The following is a 15,987-nucleotide window of genomic DNA, read 5'->3' as shown; positions in this document are numbered from 1 at the left end:
CTTAGGTTATGTCAACATTCAAAAGAGTACATCTGATCGTTATGGATTCTGTAGGGATCGGCGAAGCGCCGGATGCAGCAGAATTCGATGATTTTGATGTAGATACCTTCGGTCACATTGCACGTGAACGCGGAGGTCTGAAAATGCCTCATATGGCCAGTCTCGGACTGTCCAACATCAAAGAAATCGAGGGTGTCCCTGTAGCGGATGCACCTAAAGCGTATTACACCAAGATGCAGGAAGCATCCAGAGGCAAAGACACGATGACAGGTCACTGGGAGCTGATGGGTCTCTACATTGATACACCTTTCCGTGTGTTCGAGAATGGTTTTCCCGATGAGTTGATCCAGCGCATTGAAGAGAAAACGGGCCGCAAAGTGATTGGTAACAAACCGGCAAGCGGCACGGAAATTCTGGATGAGCTGGGTGCAGAGCATGTTGAAACTGGCGCGCTCATCGTGTACACATCCGCGGATTCGGTTCTGCAAATTGCAGCACATGAGGACGTTGTTCCACTAAAAGAACTGTATGAGATCTGTGAGTTCTGCCGTGAAATTACACTTGAAGATCCGTATATGCTCGGCCGCATTATTGCACGTCCATTTGTAGGGGAAGCGGGTAACTGGAAACGTACTGCGAATCGTCATGACTATGCGCTCAAACCTTTTGGTCGTACGGTTATGAATGAACTGCAAGATGGTGGATTTGATGTGATTGCTTTGGGTAAAATCGCAGATATCTATGATGGCGAAGGTGTAACCAAGGCTGTTCGTACCGTCTCTAACATGGATGGCATGGACAAGTTGTCTGAAACGATGGATGAAGAGTTCACCGGACTCAGCTTCCTGAACCTGGTTGATTTTGATGCCCTGTACGGTCACCGTCGTGATCCGCAAGGTTATGCTCAGGCGCTTGAAGACTATGATGCACGGCTGCCAGAGATTTTTGCCAAAATGACCAACGATGACCTGCTGCTGATCACTGCTGACCATGGTAACGATCCAACCTATCGTGGTACAGACCACACACGTGAATATGTACCACTGCTTGCCTACTCTCCGCGCTTCAGCGAGGGCAAAAAGCTTGATCTGCGCAGCACATTTGCTGACCTTGGCGCAACCGTAGCTGAGAACTTTGGAGTGAAAATGCCGGAATACGGTACCAGCTTCCTGAAAGATTTGAAATAGGTTTTTCAAATTGGATAGGGGATATCGGAGTAGCTGAGGCTGCTCCGGTTCCTGCCATCATAATAGACTAAACATATAACTGGAGGAGATTCATTCATGAGTACACATATCGGAGCAAAACCCGGAGATATCGCTGAAACGATTCTATTGCCAGGAGATCCTCTGCGCGCGAAATATATTGCAGATACGTACCTTGAAGATGTTGTATGTTACAACGAGGTTCGCGGAATGCTTGGTTACACAGGTACATATCAAGGGCACCGGATTTCGGTGCAAGGTTCAGGGATGGGTATCCCGTCCTTCGCCATCTATGCTAACGAGTTGATCAGCGAATATGGCGTGAAAAACCTGATTCGTGTAGGTACTTGTGGCGGTATGCAGGAGCATGTACGTGTGCGTGACGTCATCCTTGCACAAGCAGCATGTACAGATTCCAGCATGAACAAGCATGTATTCGGTGGATATGACTTCTCGCCAATCGCTACCTTTTCCCTGCTGAAAGAAGCATATGACCGTGCAACAGCAAAAGGCATGAAGATTCATGTCGGTAACGTGTTCAGCTCCGATTCTTTCTACCGCGATGATCGTTCCGTAACCGAGAAGTTGATGAAGCACGGTGTACTGGGCGTAGAGATGGAAACAACAGCACTGTACACCATCGCTGCCAAGTTTGGTGTTAACGCACTGACCATCCTGACGGTAAGTGACCACTTGCTGACAGGCGAAGAAACATCTGCCGAAGAACGCCAAAAAACGTTCAACGACATGATGGTAGTTGCCCTGGATACAGCAATCACGCTGTAATTGTTGCATTTTATATTCATAATCATTTGATTTTAATCGAAACTTTTGTTTTAAGCACGTAGTGAAGGACCCGGAATCGATTCTAAAGAAGCAAAGCGATCGAAGGAAAGATATGGAGCCGGAACGAATGTTGCACAAAGTGTTTTGTAGGATGACAACAAGATGTTGTTGCATTTTATATTCATAATCATTTGATTCTAATCGAAACTTTTGTTTCAAGCACGGAGTGAAGGAACCGGAATCGATTCTGAAGAAGCAAAGCGTTCGCCTTTGTCTCCGAGTTTTCTCCATTGCAAAATGGATCAAAAAAAACTCGGAGACAACAGCGATCAAAGGAACGATCCGGAGCCGTAACGGACTAACAACAAAGTGTTCTATACAATCAATACACACACACAAGGAGAGATCATCATGAGAATGGTAGACATTATTGCCAAGAAACGCGACGGAAAAGAACTGACAACAGCTGAGATTGATTTTGTTGTTCAAGGATACACACAAGGAGAGATCCCGGACTATCAAGTCAGCGCATGGGCGATGGCGGTATTCTTTAAAGATATGACAGACAAGGAACGCGCCGATCTGACGATGTCAATGGTGAATTCCGGTGAAACGATCGACCTGTCTGCCATCGAAGGCATTAAAGTAGACAAGCACTCCACAGGAGGTGTGGGTGATACGACGACACTGGTACTCGCTCCGCTCGTTGCTGCTCTGGATGTCCCTGTTGCCAAAATGTCCGGACGGGGACTTGGTCACACGGGCGGCACAACAGACAAGCTGGAATCCGTTGCCGGTTTCCACGTAGAGCTTGAAAAAGAAGAGTTCATTCGTCTCGTAAACGAACACAAGGTTGCGGTTATCGGACAAAGTGGTAACCTTACGCCTGCAGACAAAAAGCTCTATGCACTGCGTGACGTAACAGCTACCGTTAACTCCATTCCACTGATCGCCAGCTCCATCATGAGCAAGAAAATTGCAGCAGGTGCTGATGCAATCGTATTGGATGTTAAAACGGGTGCAGGTGCATTCATGAAGACAACAGAAGATGCCAAAGAATTGGCACATGCCATGGTAAGCATCGGTAACAATGTTGGCCGTAAAACGATGGCTGTTATCTCCGATATGTCCCAACCACTGGGTCTGGCGATTGGTAACGCGCTTGAAGTGAAAGAAGCCATCCTCACCCTGCAAGGTAAAGGTCCGAAAGATCTGGAAGAACTGTGTATGGCTCTTGGCCGTCAGATGGTATTCCTTGCTGGCAAGGCAGATTCCTTGGAGCACGCCGAGGAGAAATTAAAAGAAGTGATCCAGAACGGTAAGGCACTGGAGAAATTCAAAGATTTCCTGGCAAATCAAGGCGGAGACGCTTCGGTTGTGGATCATCCGGATCGCTTGCCTCAAGCACAGTATCTGGTTGAAGTTCCAGCAGACAAAGACGGCTATGTTGCCGGAATCGTCGCTGACGAAATCGGAACTGCAGCAATGCTGCTCGGCGCAGGCCGCGCAACGAAAGAGTCCGAGATCGATCTCGCGGTTGGTCTGATGCTGAACAAAAAAGTCGGTGATCCAGTCAAAGCTGGTGAGTCCCTCGTAACGATCCATGCCAATCGTGAAGACGTGGCAGACGTCATCGCGAAGATCAAAGAAAACATTACGATTGCGGATCATGCCGATGCGCCTGTATTGGTTCATGATATCGTAACGGAATAATACATTCAGAGCAGACGAGATGTAATCTCATGTCTGACTGAATATGAAAGCCCCAAAGCGATGTAATCCATAGCTTTGGGGCTTTTTGTCGTTGAGGCGCACGTTGTTACTACTAGCAATCATTGGCTCTTTATTTTCTCATACGCCATCACCGAGTCCGCATTGGTATAAATATAAGGCGTGGATGGCTCGGATACAGGTGTCACCTTTGTGGCGCGAATCTCAATCGTATCCTTACCGTTCACCTGTGCAGAGCCGATGCTGCCATCGATTTGTACCCAACTATCTGTAGGGAAGCTATCCGCGTCGGGGATGTGAATCATTACACCGAAGGGAGCAGCATCAGCGGGGCAGCACATGACGAGAAATCGTCCCAGTGCAAAATGAGATTCATGATCCATGCTTTTGTCCCTATAAACGAATCCGGTTAAGGAGATATCTTTGCCTGCAAATTGTCGCTGGAACATGTCGATCGTACCGAGTGTCTCAGAGAAAATTTCTGGATAGACTCGAATGACCTGTTCTGCGTACAACTTCTCCGCCAGCTCAGCGAATTCGCGGCTATACTCGTCTGGGGGAATGAATTGTACTTTGGTAGGCGAAGCAGCCTGAACAGCCGTTGGTTGTTGTGTGAGATCTTGTACATTCAATTGCGTTGCCGGATCAGGTAAAGGCTCTTTTCGACGAATCTCGGGAGGTGCATAGGTGAGAGACATCCCTTTCTGACTGGCCATAGAGCTGCCAAGAGCCCGATCAGGTAACAGAAACCCCAGCAACAAGGGTATGGCAATCAGACCATATACCATTGAGCTGCGTAGGAATCCGGAAGGTGGTGGATGCTCACAGTCGCAATGAACCTCGTTTCTACTGAACAGTCCATGCCAGGCCATGATAATAGCAATAAACAATAAGGGAACGGGGCAGCATAACAGCAGTTTTTGCATGGTAGGAGCCAAATAATAATGAAGCGAATCACTTGAATTCAAGTGAATAATGTAGACTGCCAACCCGCCGATCCAGCCCGCACGGATCAGGTTATGCCATTGAATGATGTGTGATTTTGGAACTGGAGGTTTGGTCATTGTATAGACCGTGTGGTTCATATCATCACCTCGTCTCTATTGATAGTCAGTATGAAAGTTCATGTGATTAACCATTTAGGTCATGAAGTATTTTGTTCAACCTTTATACCAGCAGATTAATCAACCACGAGCCGGCGAAGACGAGTATGATAATCGCTAGACTTAGACCAATAACAAACCGGGTACGGAAGGTCGAGAGCAGCATCAGGGTGCTTTTGAAATCCAGCATTGGACCAAGCACAAGGAAGGATACCAGCGGCCCCAGTGCAAACGTATGTGAGAACGCAGAAGCTACAAAAGCATCAGAAGTGGAGCAGAGGGACAATACATATGCAAATCCCATCATGAACACATAAGAGGCGACAGGACCATTGCCAAGTGAGATCAGATCGCTGCGGCTAATGAATGTCTGGATGCAGGCTGTAATCAGGGCACCGATCACCAGATATTTGCTCATATCGACGAATTCATCTCCGGCATGAATGAAGAAGCTGCGCCAGTTTTTCACATGGTTATGATCATGTGCATTTGCGTGTGCATGAGCATGAGATTGCGCCATTTTAAATCCAGGATGCGTCTTGACCTCTGTCACTGCGACTTTTGGCATCCGAAGGGGATTTCGACGAACGAACACATACACGAGCATGCCTATGGAAGCTGCTACGGCAAAGGCCAGTCCCATACGGGCAATGGTAATCTCAGGATGGGAGGGAAAGGCAAGCAAGGTTGCGGTAAATACGATGGGATTCACTACGGGACCACTCAAGATGAACGTAACTGCGATATAGGCAGGCATTCCTTTGTGCATTAATCGTCTAACTACCGGGATCATGCCACATTCACAGATGGGAAAAATAATACCGAGCAGCCCTGCAACCAGCACACCGCCGATCGGATTCTTGGGCGTGAGTTTGCGGACCATTTCTTCGGATACGAACCACTGCATGAGCGAGGACAATAGCACACCCATGAGCAGAAAAGGAGTAGCTTCAAGAAAGATACCTATGAATACCGTTTTCATATTTTGCAAAGCTTCACTGTTCCATGCTTCCTTCAGGTCTGGAGCCATCGTGATCAACACGGGAACAAGAAATGCACAAGGGATCAGGAAGGAAAGGAGCTTCAGATTGGCTGCCATTTTCATGAAACAGACCTCCACAACTAGGACTTTGCTAAAATATATGCTTGTACGTGCAGCAACATACATCATTCCTATGTTCTAATCAACATTTTTACGATTAATCAAGATTCTTCATCATATTAGAGTTGACAACCCAAAGAAAACTACGGTATAGTTCGGATTGATCATCTTTAATCGTAATTATTACTATTAAAGAAAGGGAGTCTATTTTTGATCCTCCTAGGGCCAGAAAGAAGATTATTCATTACAACTTAAGCAATGGAGGAAGCAGAAATGTCAGATCAACAGGTTCAACATCGGGTGCCAGTTACCGTGCTTAGTGGATATTTGGGTGCAGGCAAAACGACACTGCTCAATCATGTGCTTCATAACCGCGAGGGGATGCGGGTTGCTGTTATCGTCAATGATCTTAGTGAGGTTAATATCGATGCAGGCGTAATACGAGATGGTGGAGGATTATCGCGTATCGATGAGAAACTGGTTGAGATGTCGAATGGGTGCATCTGCTGCACTTTACGGGAGGATCTGCTGAAAGAAGTTGAGCGGCTGGCGCTGGAGGGTTCTTTTGACTACATATTGATCGAATCGACGGGTATTGGTGAACCGGTACCTGTTGCGCAGACGTTTACGTATATCGACGAGGAACTCGGTATTGATTTGACGAAATTCACCCGACTCGACACGATGGTTACGGTTGTTGATGCTGCTCAGTTCTGGTGTGACTTTTATTCCAAAGAAACATTGAAGGACCGTGGACAGCAAGCGGGGGAAGACGATGTTCGTGGAATCGTTCATCTGCTGACGGATCAGGTGGAATTCTGTGATGTGTTGATTCTGAACAAATGTGATCTGGTGTCAGAGGAAGAACTGACGAAGCTTGAGAAGGCCCTGCAGGCCATGCAACCGGAAGCCAAGCTCATTCGCACGACACATGGGCAGATTGATCCGAGAGAGATATTGAATACGGGACGTTTTGATTTTGAAAAAGCAAGCCAGTCCGCGGGTTGGATCCGCGAATTGATGAAAGAAGAACATACCCCGGAGACTGAAGAATATGGAATTCATTCATTTGTCTATCATCGAAAACGTCCATTCCACCCGGAACGGTTGCTGCGTTGGATTGCGAAATATCCAGATAACATCGTGCGATCCAAAGGATTGATGTGGCTGGCGACAAGGAACCATATGGCAATCTCTTTCAGTCACGCAGGCACATCGAAGCAGCTTGCGCCAGCAGGAATATGGGTAGGTGCGATGAGTGAAGAGGAAAGGCAACTTCATTTTGGCGATACATTGCCTAGCATACCGGACTGGGATAATGAGTGGGGTGATCGGGTAACCAAATTAGTATTCATCGGCATTGATATGGACCGGGCTGAGATTGAACGTACGCTGGATGAGACCCTTCTTACGGAGGAGGAGATGTTGATGAACTGGCGTGAACTGAAAGATCCTTTTCCGGCGTGGAGTTGACAAAAGAAAAAGCATAGGCTAATATCATTAAATAGTAATGATTACGATTAAATAAGAGGAGGCAACAACCATGAGAGTCATTGTAACCTTAGCCTGCACCGAGTGTGGGGATCGCAACTATACAACAACCAAGAACAAGCGTAACCATCCAGAGCGTCTGGAGATGAAGAAGTACTCACCTCGTTTGAAGAAAATGACGATCCACCGGGAAACACGCTAAATTTTTTTGTTCATTTTAAATCGTAATTTTTACGAAAAGAGGGAGTGGCATGATACTATCTTCCATGCGTGATGTTGTATTTGGATATGGCAAAGAGCCAGTCATTGATCAACTGTCGCTGGATATCCATGTGGGAGAGTTCATAGGCATTACTGGCCCTAATGGTTCTGCCAAAACAACCCTGTTAAAGCTGCTGCTGGGGCTGTTGAAGCCCTGGAGTGGCACGATACATATGAGTCCCCAGATGAAACGTGGGAACAACTCCAATATCGGTTATGTGCCCCAGCAGGTGGCATCGTTTAATAGTGGATTCCCTAGCACGGTGAATGAACTGGTCCGATCCGGATGTTATACCAGACTGGGACTTTTTCGCAGATTTACATCGGAGCAGGATGCCATCGTTGAACGCAGTTTGCGTGAGGTCGGTATGTGGGAATATCGGAATACACGTGTCGGTGAGCTGTCCGGTGGACAGAAGCAGCGGATCTGTATTGCCAGAGCCATGGCTGGGCAACCGCAGGTTCTGGTACTGGATGAGCCGACAACGGGAATGGACCGACGCAGCCGAGAGGGCTTCTACGATCTGATGCGCCATTATACGGATGTTCATGGGTTAACGATTATTATGGTTACTCACGGGTTGGAAGAAATGGGAGATCGATTGGACCGTACCATTACCCTGGAGCGGCAAGAAAGTGAGGAATGGCAGTGTTTGAGTACGAATTCATGCAACGTGCCTTTTGGGCAGGTGGACTGATTGGGGTCATAGCTCCGATTCTGGGTGTCTATCTGATGCTCAGACGGCAGGTTCTTATGGCAGACACGTTATCCCATGTCTCACTCGCAGGTGTAGCGTTAGGTTCGGTCATGAATCTTAACCCGGTCATCTGCGGATTCGCCATTGCCATTATCGGTGCATTACTGGTTGAACAACTGCGTCGAAGTTACCGAACCTATAGCGAGGTTCCTGTTGCAATCATTATGACCTCGGGGCTAGCCCTTGCTGTGGTATTGATGAGTCTGAAAACGAATCTGTCCAAAACATTCAGCTCATACTTATTTGGATCAATTGTCGCGGTTAGCGATATACAGTTGTGGATGATGGCAGGTGTATGTGTCACAGGTTTGCTTTTTTTCATCATTCTCCGAAGACCGCTCTATAGCCTTACGTTTGATGAAGAGACAGCTTCCATTGGAGGCGTTCAAGTGAGAGGATTATCGTTTGCATTTGCCATTCTGACAGGAATGACTGTAGCTTCAGCCATGCCGATTGTAGGTGTGTTGCTGGTATCTGCTCTCATCGTATTACCCGCTGCCTTGGCACTCCGAGTATCTCGCAGTTTTACAGCAGCGATGATCGTCGCGGTAATCACGGGGGTAATCGGTATTTTTAGCGGACTGACAACATCTTACCATCTAAATACACCACCGGGAGGAACGATTGCTCTCATCCTGTTGGTCTTCCTATTGACTGGAATATCAGCGCAAAAGCTGATTGCACGATACAACCGCAAGCGTCACCGTAAAGAGAGAAATCAACAAGAACAACGAGCAACGTTAGTTATCCATTCAAGGAGGAATACATCACATGAAATTCAGTAAAAAAACAGCGCTCGGACTGTTATTCAGTCTGACACTTATCGTCGCAGGTTGCGGACAGAAATCCGCTTCCGATACCAGCGCAGCTTCGACGGGCACTCCCGTTCCAGTCGAGACGGAAACCGAAAAATTAAACGTGCAGGTTAGTTTCTATCCCATGTATGAGTTCACTAAAAATGTAGCAGGCGACCTAGCGGATGTACATACGCTTGTTCCAGCAGGTATGGAGCCTCATGATTGGGAGCCAACACCACAGGACATTGCCAGCATTGAGAAAGCGGATGTGCTTGTATACAACGGTGTAGGTATGGAATCATGGATTGATCAGGTCACCGGAAGTCTGAGTAACACTTCACTCATTCAGGTGGAAGCAAGCAAGGGCATCAACCTGCTTGAAGGTGGAGAGCATGATCACCATCATGAAGATTCAGAGGCAACAGAACACGATCACCATCATGACCATGCGAATGAAGCGACTACAGAAGAGCATGATCACGACCACGATCATGCAGATGAAGCGACTACTGAAGAACACGACCATGATCATGAATCCGAGGCAGAAGAAGGACATGGGCATGATCATGGTGGACTGGATCCCCACGTATGGCTGTCGCCTGCACTGGCTGTAACGGAAGTACGCAATATTGAAGCGGGATTGGCGCAGGCTGCTCCAGAACACGCTGCACAGTTCAAGCAAAATGCAGATGTTTACATTGCTCAATTGGAGTCACTGGATCAGGACTTCAAGGCGGCTGTGACGGATAGCAAACGCAAAGATTTCATCACACAACACGCTGCATTTGGTTATCTGGCTAAAGAATATGATCTGCAGCAGGTACCTATTGCCGGGCTCTCCCCTGAGCAGGAACCTTCGGCAGCGCAGATGGCATCCGTTATTGATTTTGCGAAAGAGCATCAGGTGAAGACGATATTCTTCGAAACACTGGTTTCATCCAAAGTATCTGAGACGATTGCAAGTGAAGTGGGGGCCAAAACGGCTGTATTAAACCCGCTTGAGGGACTCACCGAGGAAGAAATTGCGGCGGGAATGGACTACATTAGCGTGATGAGACAGAATCTGGAGGCACTGAAACTGGCACTGAACGAATAATAAAAGATCGATTTGATGCCTGTCACCGAAAAAGGTACAATAATACAACATGCTGAGGAATGGAGTGCCATTCCTTTGCCTTTTGCGAAGCAGAGAGCACAGTGATGTGCTCTCTGCTTCGTTTAAGGTGACCGGATAGAGGAGAACAGGAGGAAGCAGTAGATGAGTTTAAATGAGGAACATGAAGTGCTGCTAAGTGAACAGCCCGCCCATCTGTGGAGACGGCGCAAGCTGGAGCTGATGAATTGGACGGAGCGTGACAAACATACAGTATCCGCAAAGAAAACGGAGATATGGAATGGCGTTGAAGTGGATGCCGAGCTCGTGAACGCATTGTCTGTACTTCAGAATGCGGGAGTAAAGACGGAATTTTCATGTGCAGGGGTGAGTCCGCTGGATGAACCTGTCGATCATTCCCTCTATGCTTATGTTACCCTTGTGCAAAGTGAAGTTGCGGATCAATTCGTGCACTACGCGCGTAGTCAGATGCGGAATCGACTGCTCGTTACGCTAGAGGCTGAGAAGGGCCGCTATGATCTATCTTCTTTTTTCATTGGACACAATCGGAGCTTCTGCTGGTGGATGGAGCACTGCGCCTTGCAATTCGGAAGCCGAAACGAATCGAGTGAAAAAAGCGTAGTATAAGTGCGTGTTCAAAAAGATCGGTTTTCAGTACCGAGAAGATGGGATGAAGCTAGAAATGGAGTAGCGGAGCGTAGGAAACTACGTGAGCAACGGACATTTCGGCTGAATGCCATATTCGACGCTGATGATGCCATTAGGCATCCTTCGTAATCAAAAGCGGACTTTTTGAACAACCTCTATAAAGGATAGGCTTGTTTACTTGAAGGTAAAGGAGGTATGACACGATTGAATAAGTGGGTCAAAACGATACTTTTTCTGCTAGGCTCCGTCTTTCTTACACGATTCATCCCATTCTCGTCCTTGTTCCGTAACCTGGATACGATGATTCACGAATTCGGTCATGCATTGATGACGCTGTTATTGTCCGGTAAAGTGCTGCGGATTGAATTGTACGCTGATCATAGCGGTGTAACGTATTCGTCCATGCTGACGCCAGGCAGATCGATCCTGGTTTCTCTGGCGGGATATATCAGTGCATCACTGTTTGCCTGGCTGTTGTTCTACTTATACCGCAAAGGCTTGCATATGTGGGGACTGGGGATCATGACGGCTGTAGCTCTGGTGTCACTCCTGTTATATGTAAGAGGGGAGTTCGGCATGTTATGGCTGACCGGGTTCATCGTTCTGAACGTTGTCATTATGATTTTTGGCGCGAAAATCCTGAAGTTCTATTATCTGTTACTCGCCTTTCTTACGCTGGAAGAGTCTGTGGTTAGTGCTGTATACGTTGGATTAATGTCCTGGACGCAGCCTTCACGCGCAGGAGATGCGGCCAATCTCGCTCAACAGACCTTCCTTCCGGCTCTGTTCTGGGGTACGCTGTTCGCCCTGTTTGCCTTGTGGTGTGCGAAGGGAGCGCTAACTCTCTTTTTCCGCAAAGAAAGCACGTCACGGTCGCGCGGATTACGGAGAGCGTAACGTAGAGAAACACCAAAAGGCACTTCCTTTTTCGACAAAGGAGGTGCTTTTTACTCTATTTCCCCAAGTCTTCCCATAAGACGTAAAAGTAATAAATTTCTTCCATGATCGCCTGGTCATCCTCTGCTGCGACGCTGCCCTTGATCCGTGCGAGGATGCCCAGAATATCATAGATCATCTCACGTTCCACACTGAATTGAACACGGTTGACGATTTGATCCCAGGCTTTCATTGCATAATCAACCTGGGACTTGGCTGCCTTCCACTGTTTGGCCTCGACCTGCTTTTCCAGCGTTTGTATCGATTCCAGCAAGCGATCTTGGGTACCAAACGGCTTTTTGAGAAATGTTCCGCTGACCATTATGGCTATGAAGAGCAGAAGCAAAAGGATCGGTGTCACATACAGCAACCAGAAACGTGTTTTCATTAGAACTACCTCCTGCCATATGAAAATTTAAAAGGGCCCTTCATAATCGCCCATGTCCGTTTTTTCCGAAAAGTGATCCTGGAAGCGATCGATATACAACTTGTCATTGGGCAGAATGGCGGCAAATGCAATATCCTGAATCGTTACTTTTTGCTTTTTTAACTGTTCGGTTAACCAGTGGATGTCTTTGTTTCTTTCCTCCAGATTCTGTTTGATCAGAACCCCATCAATGATCAACTCGGTCATCAGCTTGCTTTTTGGGGGATGCATATGCATATCTTTAGCTGTAACAGGCTGATTCTCAGGTTTTAACACAACGGAGAGACTGCCATCGGGCTCCATGATAGCATAGTTGATTGTAGTAATATCAAATACATCCTTTTGGCGCAGCATGACGGTCAGTTCGTCAAATTTCACACGCATTTTATGCAGGTTCTGTTCCAGAATTTTGCCGTCCTGAATCACCAGGGTAGGATCGGAATCCATCAATTTGGAGAGGGTTCGACTTTTCATTGTAACGAACTGAAAGATGATCGTGATTATTGTGAAAATGGTTAAGGCAACAAAATGAATCCATGCCTTCGAGGATAACTCTGTCGCAAATGTTCCTGCGATGGAACCGATGGTGATCCCGTTAATGTAATCAAAATACGTCAGGTTACCCATCTGTTGTTTGCCTAGCACCCTTGTATAGATGATCAAGGTTATAAAAGTGATAATCGAACGAACGGTGACAACCCATGTTTCTTCCATCATATATGTATCACTTCCTTAACTTCGTAGCCTGTCGTAGTTCAAGCATTACCATCTTTGCCTACAATATTCGATCTTATTCTGAACGCAAAAAATCCGAAGTCCATTTCATATCACGGACTTCGGATCTGGAGAACTCAATATATACAGTATTCGCTCACTTGTGTGACCAAGAAGCCTTAAACACCGGAATACGCCATAAATCCGCCATCTACCGGAATAACTGTACCTGTGACGAAGCCGGATTGTCTTTCATCCGCAAGCCACATTAATGTGCCCAGCAGATCCTCCGGTTTGCCAAAGCGGCGCATGGGTGTATGCGCAATGATTTTACTCGAACGTTCCGTGGGAGAGCCGTCTGGTTGCAGCAATAGATTACGGTTTTGCTCGGTCAGGAAGAACCCGGGTGCAATAGCGTTGACACGAATACCGGATTCAGCCAGATGCACAGCGAGCCACTGCGTGAAGTTGTTAATCGCTGCCTTGGCAGCGCTGTACGCAGGAACTTTGGTCATGGGGGACGGGGCGCTCATGGAAGAAATGTTGATGACAGTTGCCGGAACATCACGTTCAATCATATGTCTTGCAAAGATCTGAGTAGGAATAAGGGAACCGACAAAATTCAGATCCATCACCTGACGAAATCCCTCTACGCTTACATCGAAAAATGTAGTGACATCGCTCTTTTCCAGATCTTCCAATCTGAATATTTCATTCGTAGTATTGGCACTGGCGTTATTGCCACCGGCGCCGTTAATCAGGATATCGCAGGGTCCGAGCTGATCCAGCACTGCATCTGCTGCCGCTTGCACGCTATCGGCTTGGGTTACATCACAGGCGATAGCAATCGCTCTGCCACCGGCAGCTTCAATCGCAGCGACAACTTCCTGACCCTTGGACACGGTGCGGTTCAGGATGGCTACACTGGCACCGTGCCGAGCGAGCTCTTCCGCCATGGAGCGGCATAATACTCCAGCACCTCCGGTGATTACAGCCGTTCTGCCTTCGAGACGAGATGAGCGTTCATGTTGACGTTCACTCATGCTTTTGCCCTCCTTTGCAGGGAATCCCAGACGCCCCAGAGATACATGATCCCCAAAGCCCGGTCATAGAGTCCGTAACCAGGCCGGCACTGTTCCCCCCAGAGATGACGTCCGTGGTCGGGTCTTGCATAACCTTCATAACCGATATCGTGATAAGCCTCAACAACCCCCGCAATATCGACGCTTCCATCTTGACTGCGGTGTGACGTTTCAATAAAGTCACCGTTATCGTAGATTTTGACATTACGAATATGGGCAAATGGAATCCGGTCCTTGAACTCGTGAATCATCCCGATAATATCATTGTCAGCATTCGCTCCCAGAGAGCCACTGCACAGCGTCACGCTATTATAAGGACTATCATAGAGATTCAGGTATTTGCGAACATTCTCCTGGCTCGTAATAATCTTTGGTAATCCGAAGATTGGCCACGGCGGGTCATCCGGATGGATGGCCATTCGAATCCCCAGTCGCTCCGCTGCAGGAATAATTTCTTGCAGGAAATAACGGGCGTGCTCCCACATATGATCCTCGGTCACATCCTTGTAGGCTTCGAACAGACCTGTTAAATATTGCAATCGTTCCGGTTCCCAACCTGGCATGGTGAGTGCGGAGTTTTCGGTAATGCGTCGAACCAGTTCCAGGGGTTCTATATCTGCGATTTTACTGTGCTCATAGAAGAGGGCGGTCGAGCCATCCTCCATTTCCTTGTGCATATCCGTGCGAAGCCAGTCGAAGATCGGCATAAAGTTGTAACAGATGACCTTCACACCAACTTGAGCCAGTTTCTCCATTGTTTTAATATAGTTCGCAATGTATTTATCCCTTGATGGCAGGCCCAACTTGATATCCTCATGGATGTTCACACTCTCAACGACATCCAGATGTAACCCGGCCTTGTCCGCTGCTGTTTTGACAGCGAGTATTTTGTCCATGGGCCATTCCTCGCCAGCAGGAACATCGTGCAGTGCCCACACAATACCTTCAACACCCGGAATCTGCCGGATGTGATCCAGCGTTACCGTATCATTGCCTTCGCCGAACCAGCGAAAAACCATTCTCATCACGTTCACCTCATCATGAATAGTAGGAAGAAAAATTCAGTCATTGAAAATAGGAAGGATATGTATCCTGCAGGACAGCCAAATCGGTGACAGTTAAATGCAAGTGTTCCTGCATCAGTCGCTCTGCTGTGTCGGCATCATGCTGCTGAATGGCCTGAACCATGGACCTGTGCTGTTCAATCAGATGATCCCACTGATGATCCGAGGACAGCCGAAGCATACGGCTTCGATTCAAATGCACATTCATCTGCTGAATTACAGTCCAGGTGTTGCTTTTATTGCAGCCTGCAAAAAGAGTGCTATGGAATTCCTCATCCAATTGGAACATTCGTTCATCATCCGGTTTGATCTTACATTCCTGTTGTCGAGCTAGGTTCTGTTCAAGTGCAATCATCTGTTGATCCGGAAAATGCTTGCAGGCGAGCCTGATTACGGCACGTTCGAGCTGTTCACGCATGAATCGTGCTTCCTCAACGAGATCGACCTGGATCAGAGAGACGTATGTGCCACGCTGTGGATACACTTCGAGCAGACCTTCCTGGGCAAGTCGCACGAAACTTTCTCGAACGGGTGTCCGGCTGACCTGGAACTCCAGCGAAATTTCTTTCTCTGAAATAGCTGTTCCCGGAGGCAGCTTCAGACTCAAAATCAGCTTTTTAAGCGTGACGTACACCGCATCCCGGGCTGAGTAAGACTGCTTGTTCATGGAAGACAGACTGTTCGCAGCAGGCGACAAACCGGCTTTGGATGATAACTTGGGGGTATATTCCACAACTTCAACTCCTTCATTGATATACTACCATACTT

Annotated in this window: 17 protein-coding genes; 10 read left to right on the top strand and 7 right to left on the bottom strand. The window is 47.5% G+C overall.

Annotated features, from left to right (window positions below):
- Positions 1-8: 8 nt before the first annotated feature.
- The 3 genes from deoB (at position 9) to AC1S8V_RS16955 (ending at position 3,704) form a co-directional block, all read left to right on the top strand.
- A complete protein-coding gene (gene deoB / locus AC1S8V_RS16965) occupies positions 9-1,187 on the top strand; it encodes a phosphopentomutase (RefSeq protein WP_017688192.1) in 1,179 nt (392 codons plus the stop codon).
- A gap of 96 nt (positions 1,188-1,283) precedes the next feature.
- Entirely contained in the window at positions 1,284-1,991 is a 708-nt protein-coding gene (deoD, locus tag AC1S8V_RS16960; RefSeq protein ID WP_017688193.1) for a purine-nucleoside phosphorylase, read from the top strand.
- Between the two features lie 411 nt (positions 1,992-2,402).
- Complete coding sequence (locus AC1S8V_RS16955) at positions 2,403-3,704, top strand: pyrimidine-nucleoside phosphorylase (RefSeq protein WP_047843307.1); 1,302 nt, start codon at positions 2,403-2,405, stop codon at positions 3,702-3,704.
- A 119-nt stretch (positions 3,705-3,823) separates the two neighbouring features.
- Here AC1S8V_RS16955 and AC1S8V_RS16950 read toward each other — a convergent pair whose 3' ends face one another.
- Together AC1S8V_RS16950 and AC1S8V_RS16945 are read right to left on the bottom strand one after the other, a co-directional pair.
- Entirely contained in the window at positions 3,824-4,786 is a 963-nt protein-coding gene (locus AC1S8V_RS16950) for a TIGR03943 family putative permease subunit (RefSeq protein ID WP_482070021.1), read from the bottom strand.
- A gap of 103 nt (positions 4,787-4,889) precedes the next feature.
- Entirely contained in the window at positions 4,890-5,930 is a 1,041-nt protein-coding gene (locus AC1S8V_RS16945) for a permease (protein ID WP_482070020.1), read from the bottom strand.
- Positions 5,931-6,200: 270 nt separating this feature from the next.
- On the opposite strand from AC1S8V_RS16945, the gene AC1S8V_RS16940 reads away from it, so the two are divergent.
- From AC1S8V_RS16940 to AC1S8V_RS16910, 7 genes are all read left to right on the top strand, one after another.
- Positions 6,201-7,400 (top strand): GTP-binding protein, encoded by a 1,200-nt coding sequence (locus tag AC1S8V_RS16940; protein ID WP_482070019.1) that lies wholly within the window; start codon positions 6,201-6,203, stop codon positions 7,398-7,400.
- 70 nt (positions 7,401-7,470) lie between these two features.
- The gene (rpmG, locus tag AC1S8V_RS16935; RefSeq protein ID WP_036613813.1) at positions 7,471-7,620 is read left to right on the top strand and encodes a 50S ribosomal protein L33; all 150 of its coding nucleotides are present in this window, start codon (positions 7,471-7,473) and stop codon (positions 7,618-7,620) included.
- Between the two features lie 49 nt (positions 7,621-7,669).
- Positions 7,670-8,377 carry a metal ABC transporter ATP-binding protein gene (locus AC1S8V_RS16930; RefSeq protein WP_482070018.1) on the top strand — a complete coding sequence of 236 codons (708 nt, stop codon included), beginning with the start codon at positions 7,670-7,672 and terminating at the stop codon, positions 8,375-8,377.
- Positions 8,323-9,222, top strand: coding sequence for a metal ABC transporter permease (locus AC1S8V_RS16925; RefSeq protein ID WP_482070017.1), 900 nt, complete (start codon positions 8,323-8,325; stop codon positions 9,220-9,222). The genes AC1S8V_RS16930 and AC1S8V_RS16925 overlap by 55 nt, the downstream gene beginning before the upstream one ends.
- Positions 9,209-10,330, top strand: coding sequence for a metal ABC transporter substrate-binding protein (locus AC1S8V_RS16920; RefSeq protein WP_482070016.1), 1,122 nt, complete (start codon positions 9,209-9,211; stop codon positions 10,328-10,330). The genes AC1S8V_RS16925 and AC1S8V_RS16920 overlap by 14 nt, the downstream gene beginning before the upstream one ends.
- 162 nt (positions 10,331-10,492) lie before the next feature.
- Positions 10,493-10,975, top strand: a complete 483-nt coding sequence (locus AC1S8V_RS16915) for a hypothetical protein (protein ID WP_482070015.1) — start codon at positions 10,493-10,495, stop codon at positions 10,973-10,975.
- A gap of 225 nt (positions 10,976-11,200) precedes the next feature.
- Positions 11,201-11,893, top strand: a complete 693-nt coding sequence (locus tag AC1S8V_RS16910; RefSeq protein ID WP_482070014.1) for a M50 family metallopeptidase — start codon at positions 11,201-11,203, stop codon at positions 11,891-11,893.
- A gap of 55 nt (positions 11,894-11,948) precedes the next feature.
- On the opposite strand, the gene AC1S8V_RS16905 is transcribed toward AC1S8V_RS16910, so the two are convergent.
- The 5 genes from AC1S8V_RS16905 to AC1S8V_RS16885 form a co-directional block, all read right to left on the bottom strand.
- Positions 11,949-12,320, bottom strand: coding sequence for a DUF4363 family protein (locus AC1S8V_RS16905; RefSeq protein WP_482070013.1), 372 nt, complete (start codon positions 12,318-12,320; stop codon positions 11,949-11,951).
- A gap of 27 nt (positions 12,321-12,347) precedes the next feature.
- The gene (locus AC1S8V_RS16900; RefSeq protein WP_482070012.1) at positions 12,348-13,076 is read right to left on the bottom strand and encodes a DUF421 domain-containing protein; all 729 of its coding nucleotides are present in this window, start codon (positions 13,074-13,076) and stop codon (positions 12,348-12,350) included.
- A gap of 176 nt (positions 13,077-13,252) precedes the next feature.
- Positions 13,253-14,116, bottom strand: a complete 864-nt coding sequence (locus AC1S8V_RS16895; RefSeq protein ID WP_482070011.1) for an SDR family oxidoreductase — start codon at positions 14,114-14,116, stop codon at positions 13,253-13,255.
- On the bottom strand, positions 14,113-15,180 hold the full coding sequence (uxuA, locus tag AC1S8V_RS16890) for a mannonate dehydratase (RefSeq protein ID WP_482070010.1): 1,068 nt from the start codon (positions 15,178-15,180) through the stop codon (positions 14,113-14,115). The genes AC1S8V_RS16895 and uxuA overlap by 4 nt, the downstream gene beginning before the upstream one ends.
- 40 nt (positions 15,181-15,220) lie before the next feature.
- Positions 15,221-15,886 carry a GntR family transcriptional regulator gene (locus AC1S8V_RS16885; RefSeq protein ID WP_482074509.1) on the bottom strand — a complete coding sequence of 222 codons (666 nt, stop codon included), beginning with the start codon at positions 15,884-15,886 and terminating at the stop codon, positions 15,221-15,223.
- Between the last annotated feature and the right edge of the window lie 101 nt (positions 15,887-15,987).

It is taken from the genome of Paenibacillus sp. B46(2026), assembly GCF_056786355.1.
This window is presented reverse-complemented; position numbering and strand designations above follow the sequence as displayed.

Excerpts from the sequence above, each read along its gene's own strand:
- AC1S8V_RS16950 (WP_482070021.1), bottom strand. The coding sequence starts at position 4,786 with ATGACCAAACCTCCAGTTCCAAAATCACACATCATTCAATGGCATAAC.
- AC1S8V_RS16895 (WP_482070011.1), bottom strand. The coding sequence starts at position 14,116 with ATGAGTGAACGTCAACATGAACGCTCATCTCGTCTCGAAGGCAGAACG.
- AC1S8V_RS16945 (WP_482070020.1), bottom strand. The coding sequence starts at position 5,930 with ATGAAAATGGCAGCCAATCTGAAGCTCCTTTCCTTCCTGATCCCTTGT.
- AC1S8V_RS16955 (WP_047843307.1), top strand. The coding sequence starts at position 2,403 with ATGAGAATGGTAGACATTATTGCCAAGAAACGCGACGGAAAAGAACTG.
- AC1S8V_RS16930 (WP_482070018.1), top strand. The coding sequence starts at position 7,670 with ATGATACTATCTTCCATGCGTGATGTTGTATTTGGATATGGCAAAGAG.
- AC1S8V_RS16915 (WP_482070015.1), top strand. The coding sequence starts at position 10,493 with ATGAGTTTAAATGAGGAACATGAAGTGCTGCTAAGTGAACAGCCCGCC.
- uxuA (WP_482070010.1), bottom strand. The coding sequence starts at position 15,180 with ATGAGAATGGTTTTTCGCTGGTTCGGCGAAGGCAATGATACGGTAACG.
- AC1S8V_RS16900 (WP_482070012.1), bottom strand. The coding sequence starts at position 13,076 with ATGATGGAAGAAACATGGGTTGTCACCGTTCGTTCGATTATCACTTTT.
- AC1S8V_RS16925 (WP_482070017.1), top strand. The coding sequence starts at position 8,323 with ATGGCAGTGTTTGAGTACGAATTCATGCAACGTGCCTTTTGGGCAGGT.
- AC1S8V_RS16940 (WP_482070019.1), top strand. The coding sequence starts at position 6,201 with ATGTCAGATCAACAGGTTCAACATCGGGTGCCAGTTACCGTGCTTAGT.
- deoB (WP_017688192.1), top strand. The coding sequence starts at position 9 with ATGTCAACATTCAAAAGAGTACATCTGATCGTTATGGATTCTGTAGGG.
- AC1S8V_RS16920 (WP_482070016.1), top strand. The coding sequence starts at position 9,209 with ATGAAATTCAGTAAAAAAACAGCGCTCGGACTGTTATTCAGTCTGACA.
- AC1S8V_RS16885 (WP_482074509.1), bottom strand. The coding sequence starts at position 15,886 with ATGAACAAGCAGTCTTACTCAGCCCGGGATGCGGTGTACGTCACGCTT.
- deoD (WP_017688193.1), top strand. The coding sequence starts at position 1,284 with ATGAGTACACATATCGGAGCAAAACCCGGAGATATCGCTGAAACGATT.
- AC1S8V_RS16905 (WP_482070013.1), bottom strand. The coding sequence starts at position 12,320 with ATGAAAACACGTTTCTGGTTGCTGTATGTGACACCGATCCTTTTGCTT.
- rpmG (WP_036613813.1), top strand. The coding sequence starts at position 7,471 with ATGAGAGTCATTGTAACCTTAGCCTGCACCGAGTGTGGGGATCGCAAC.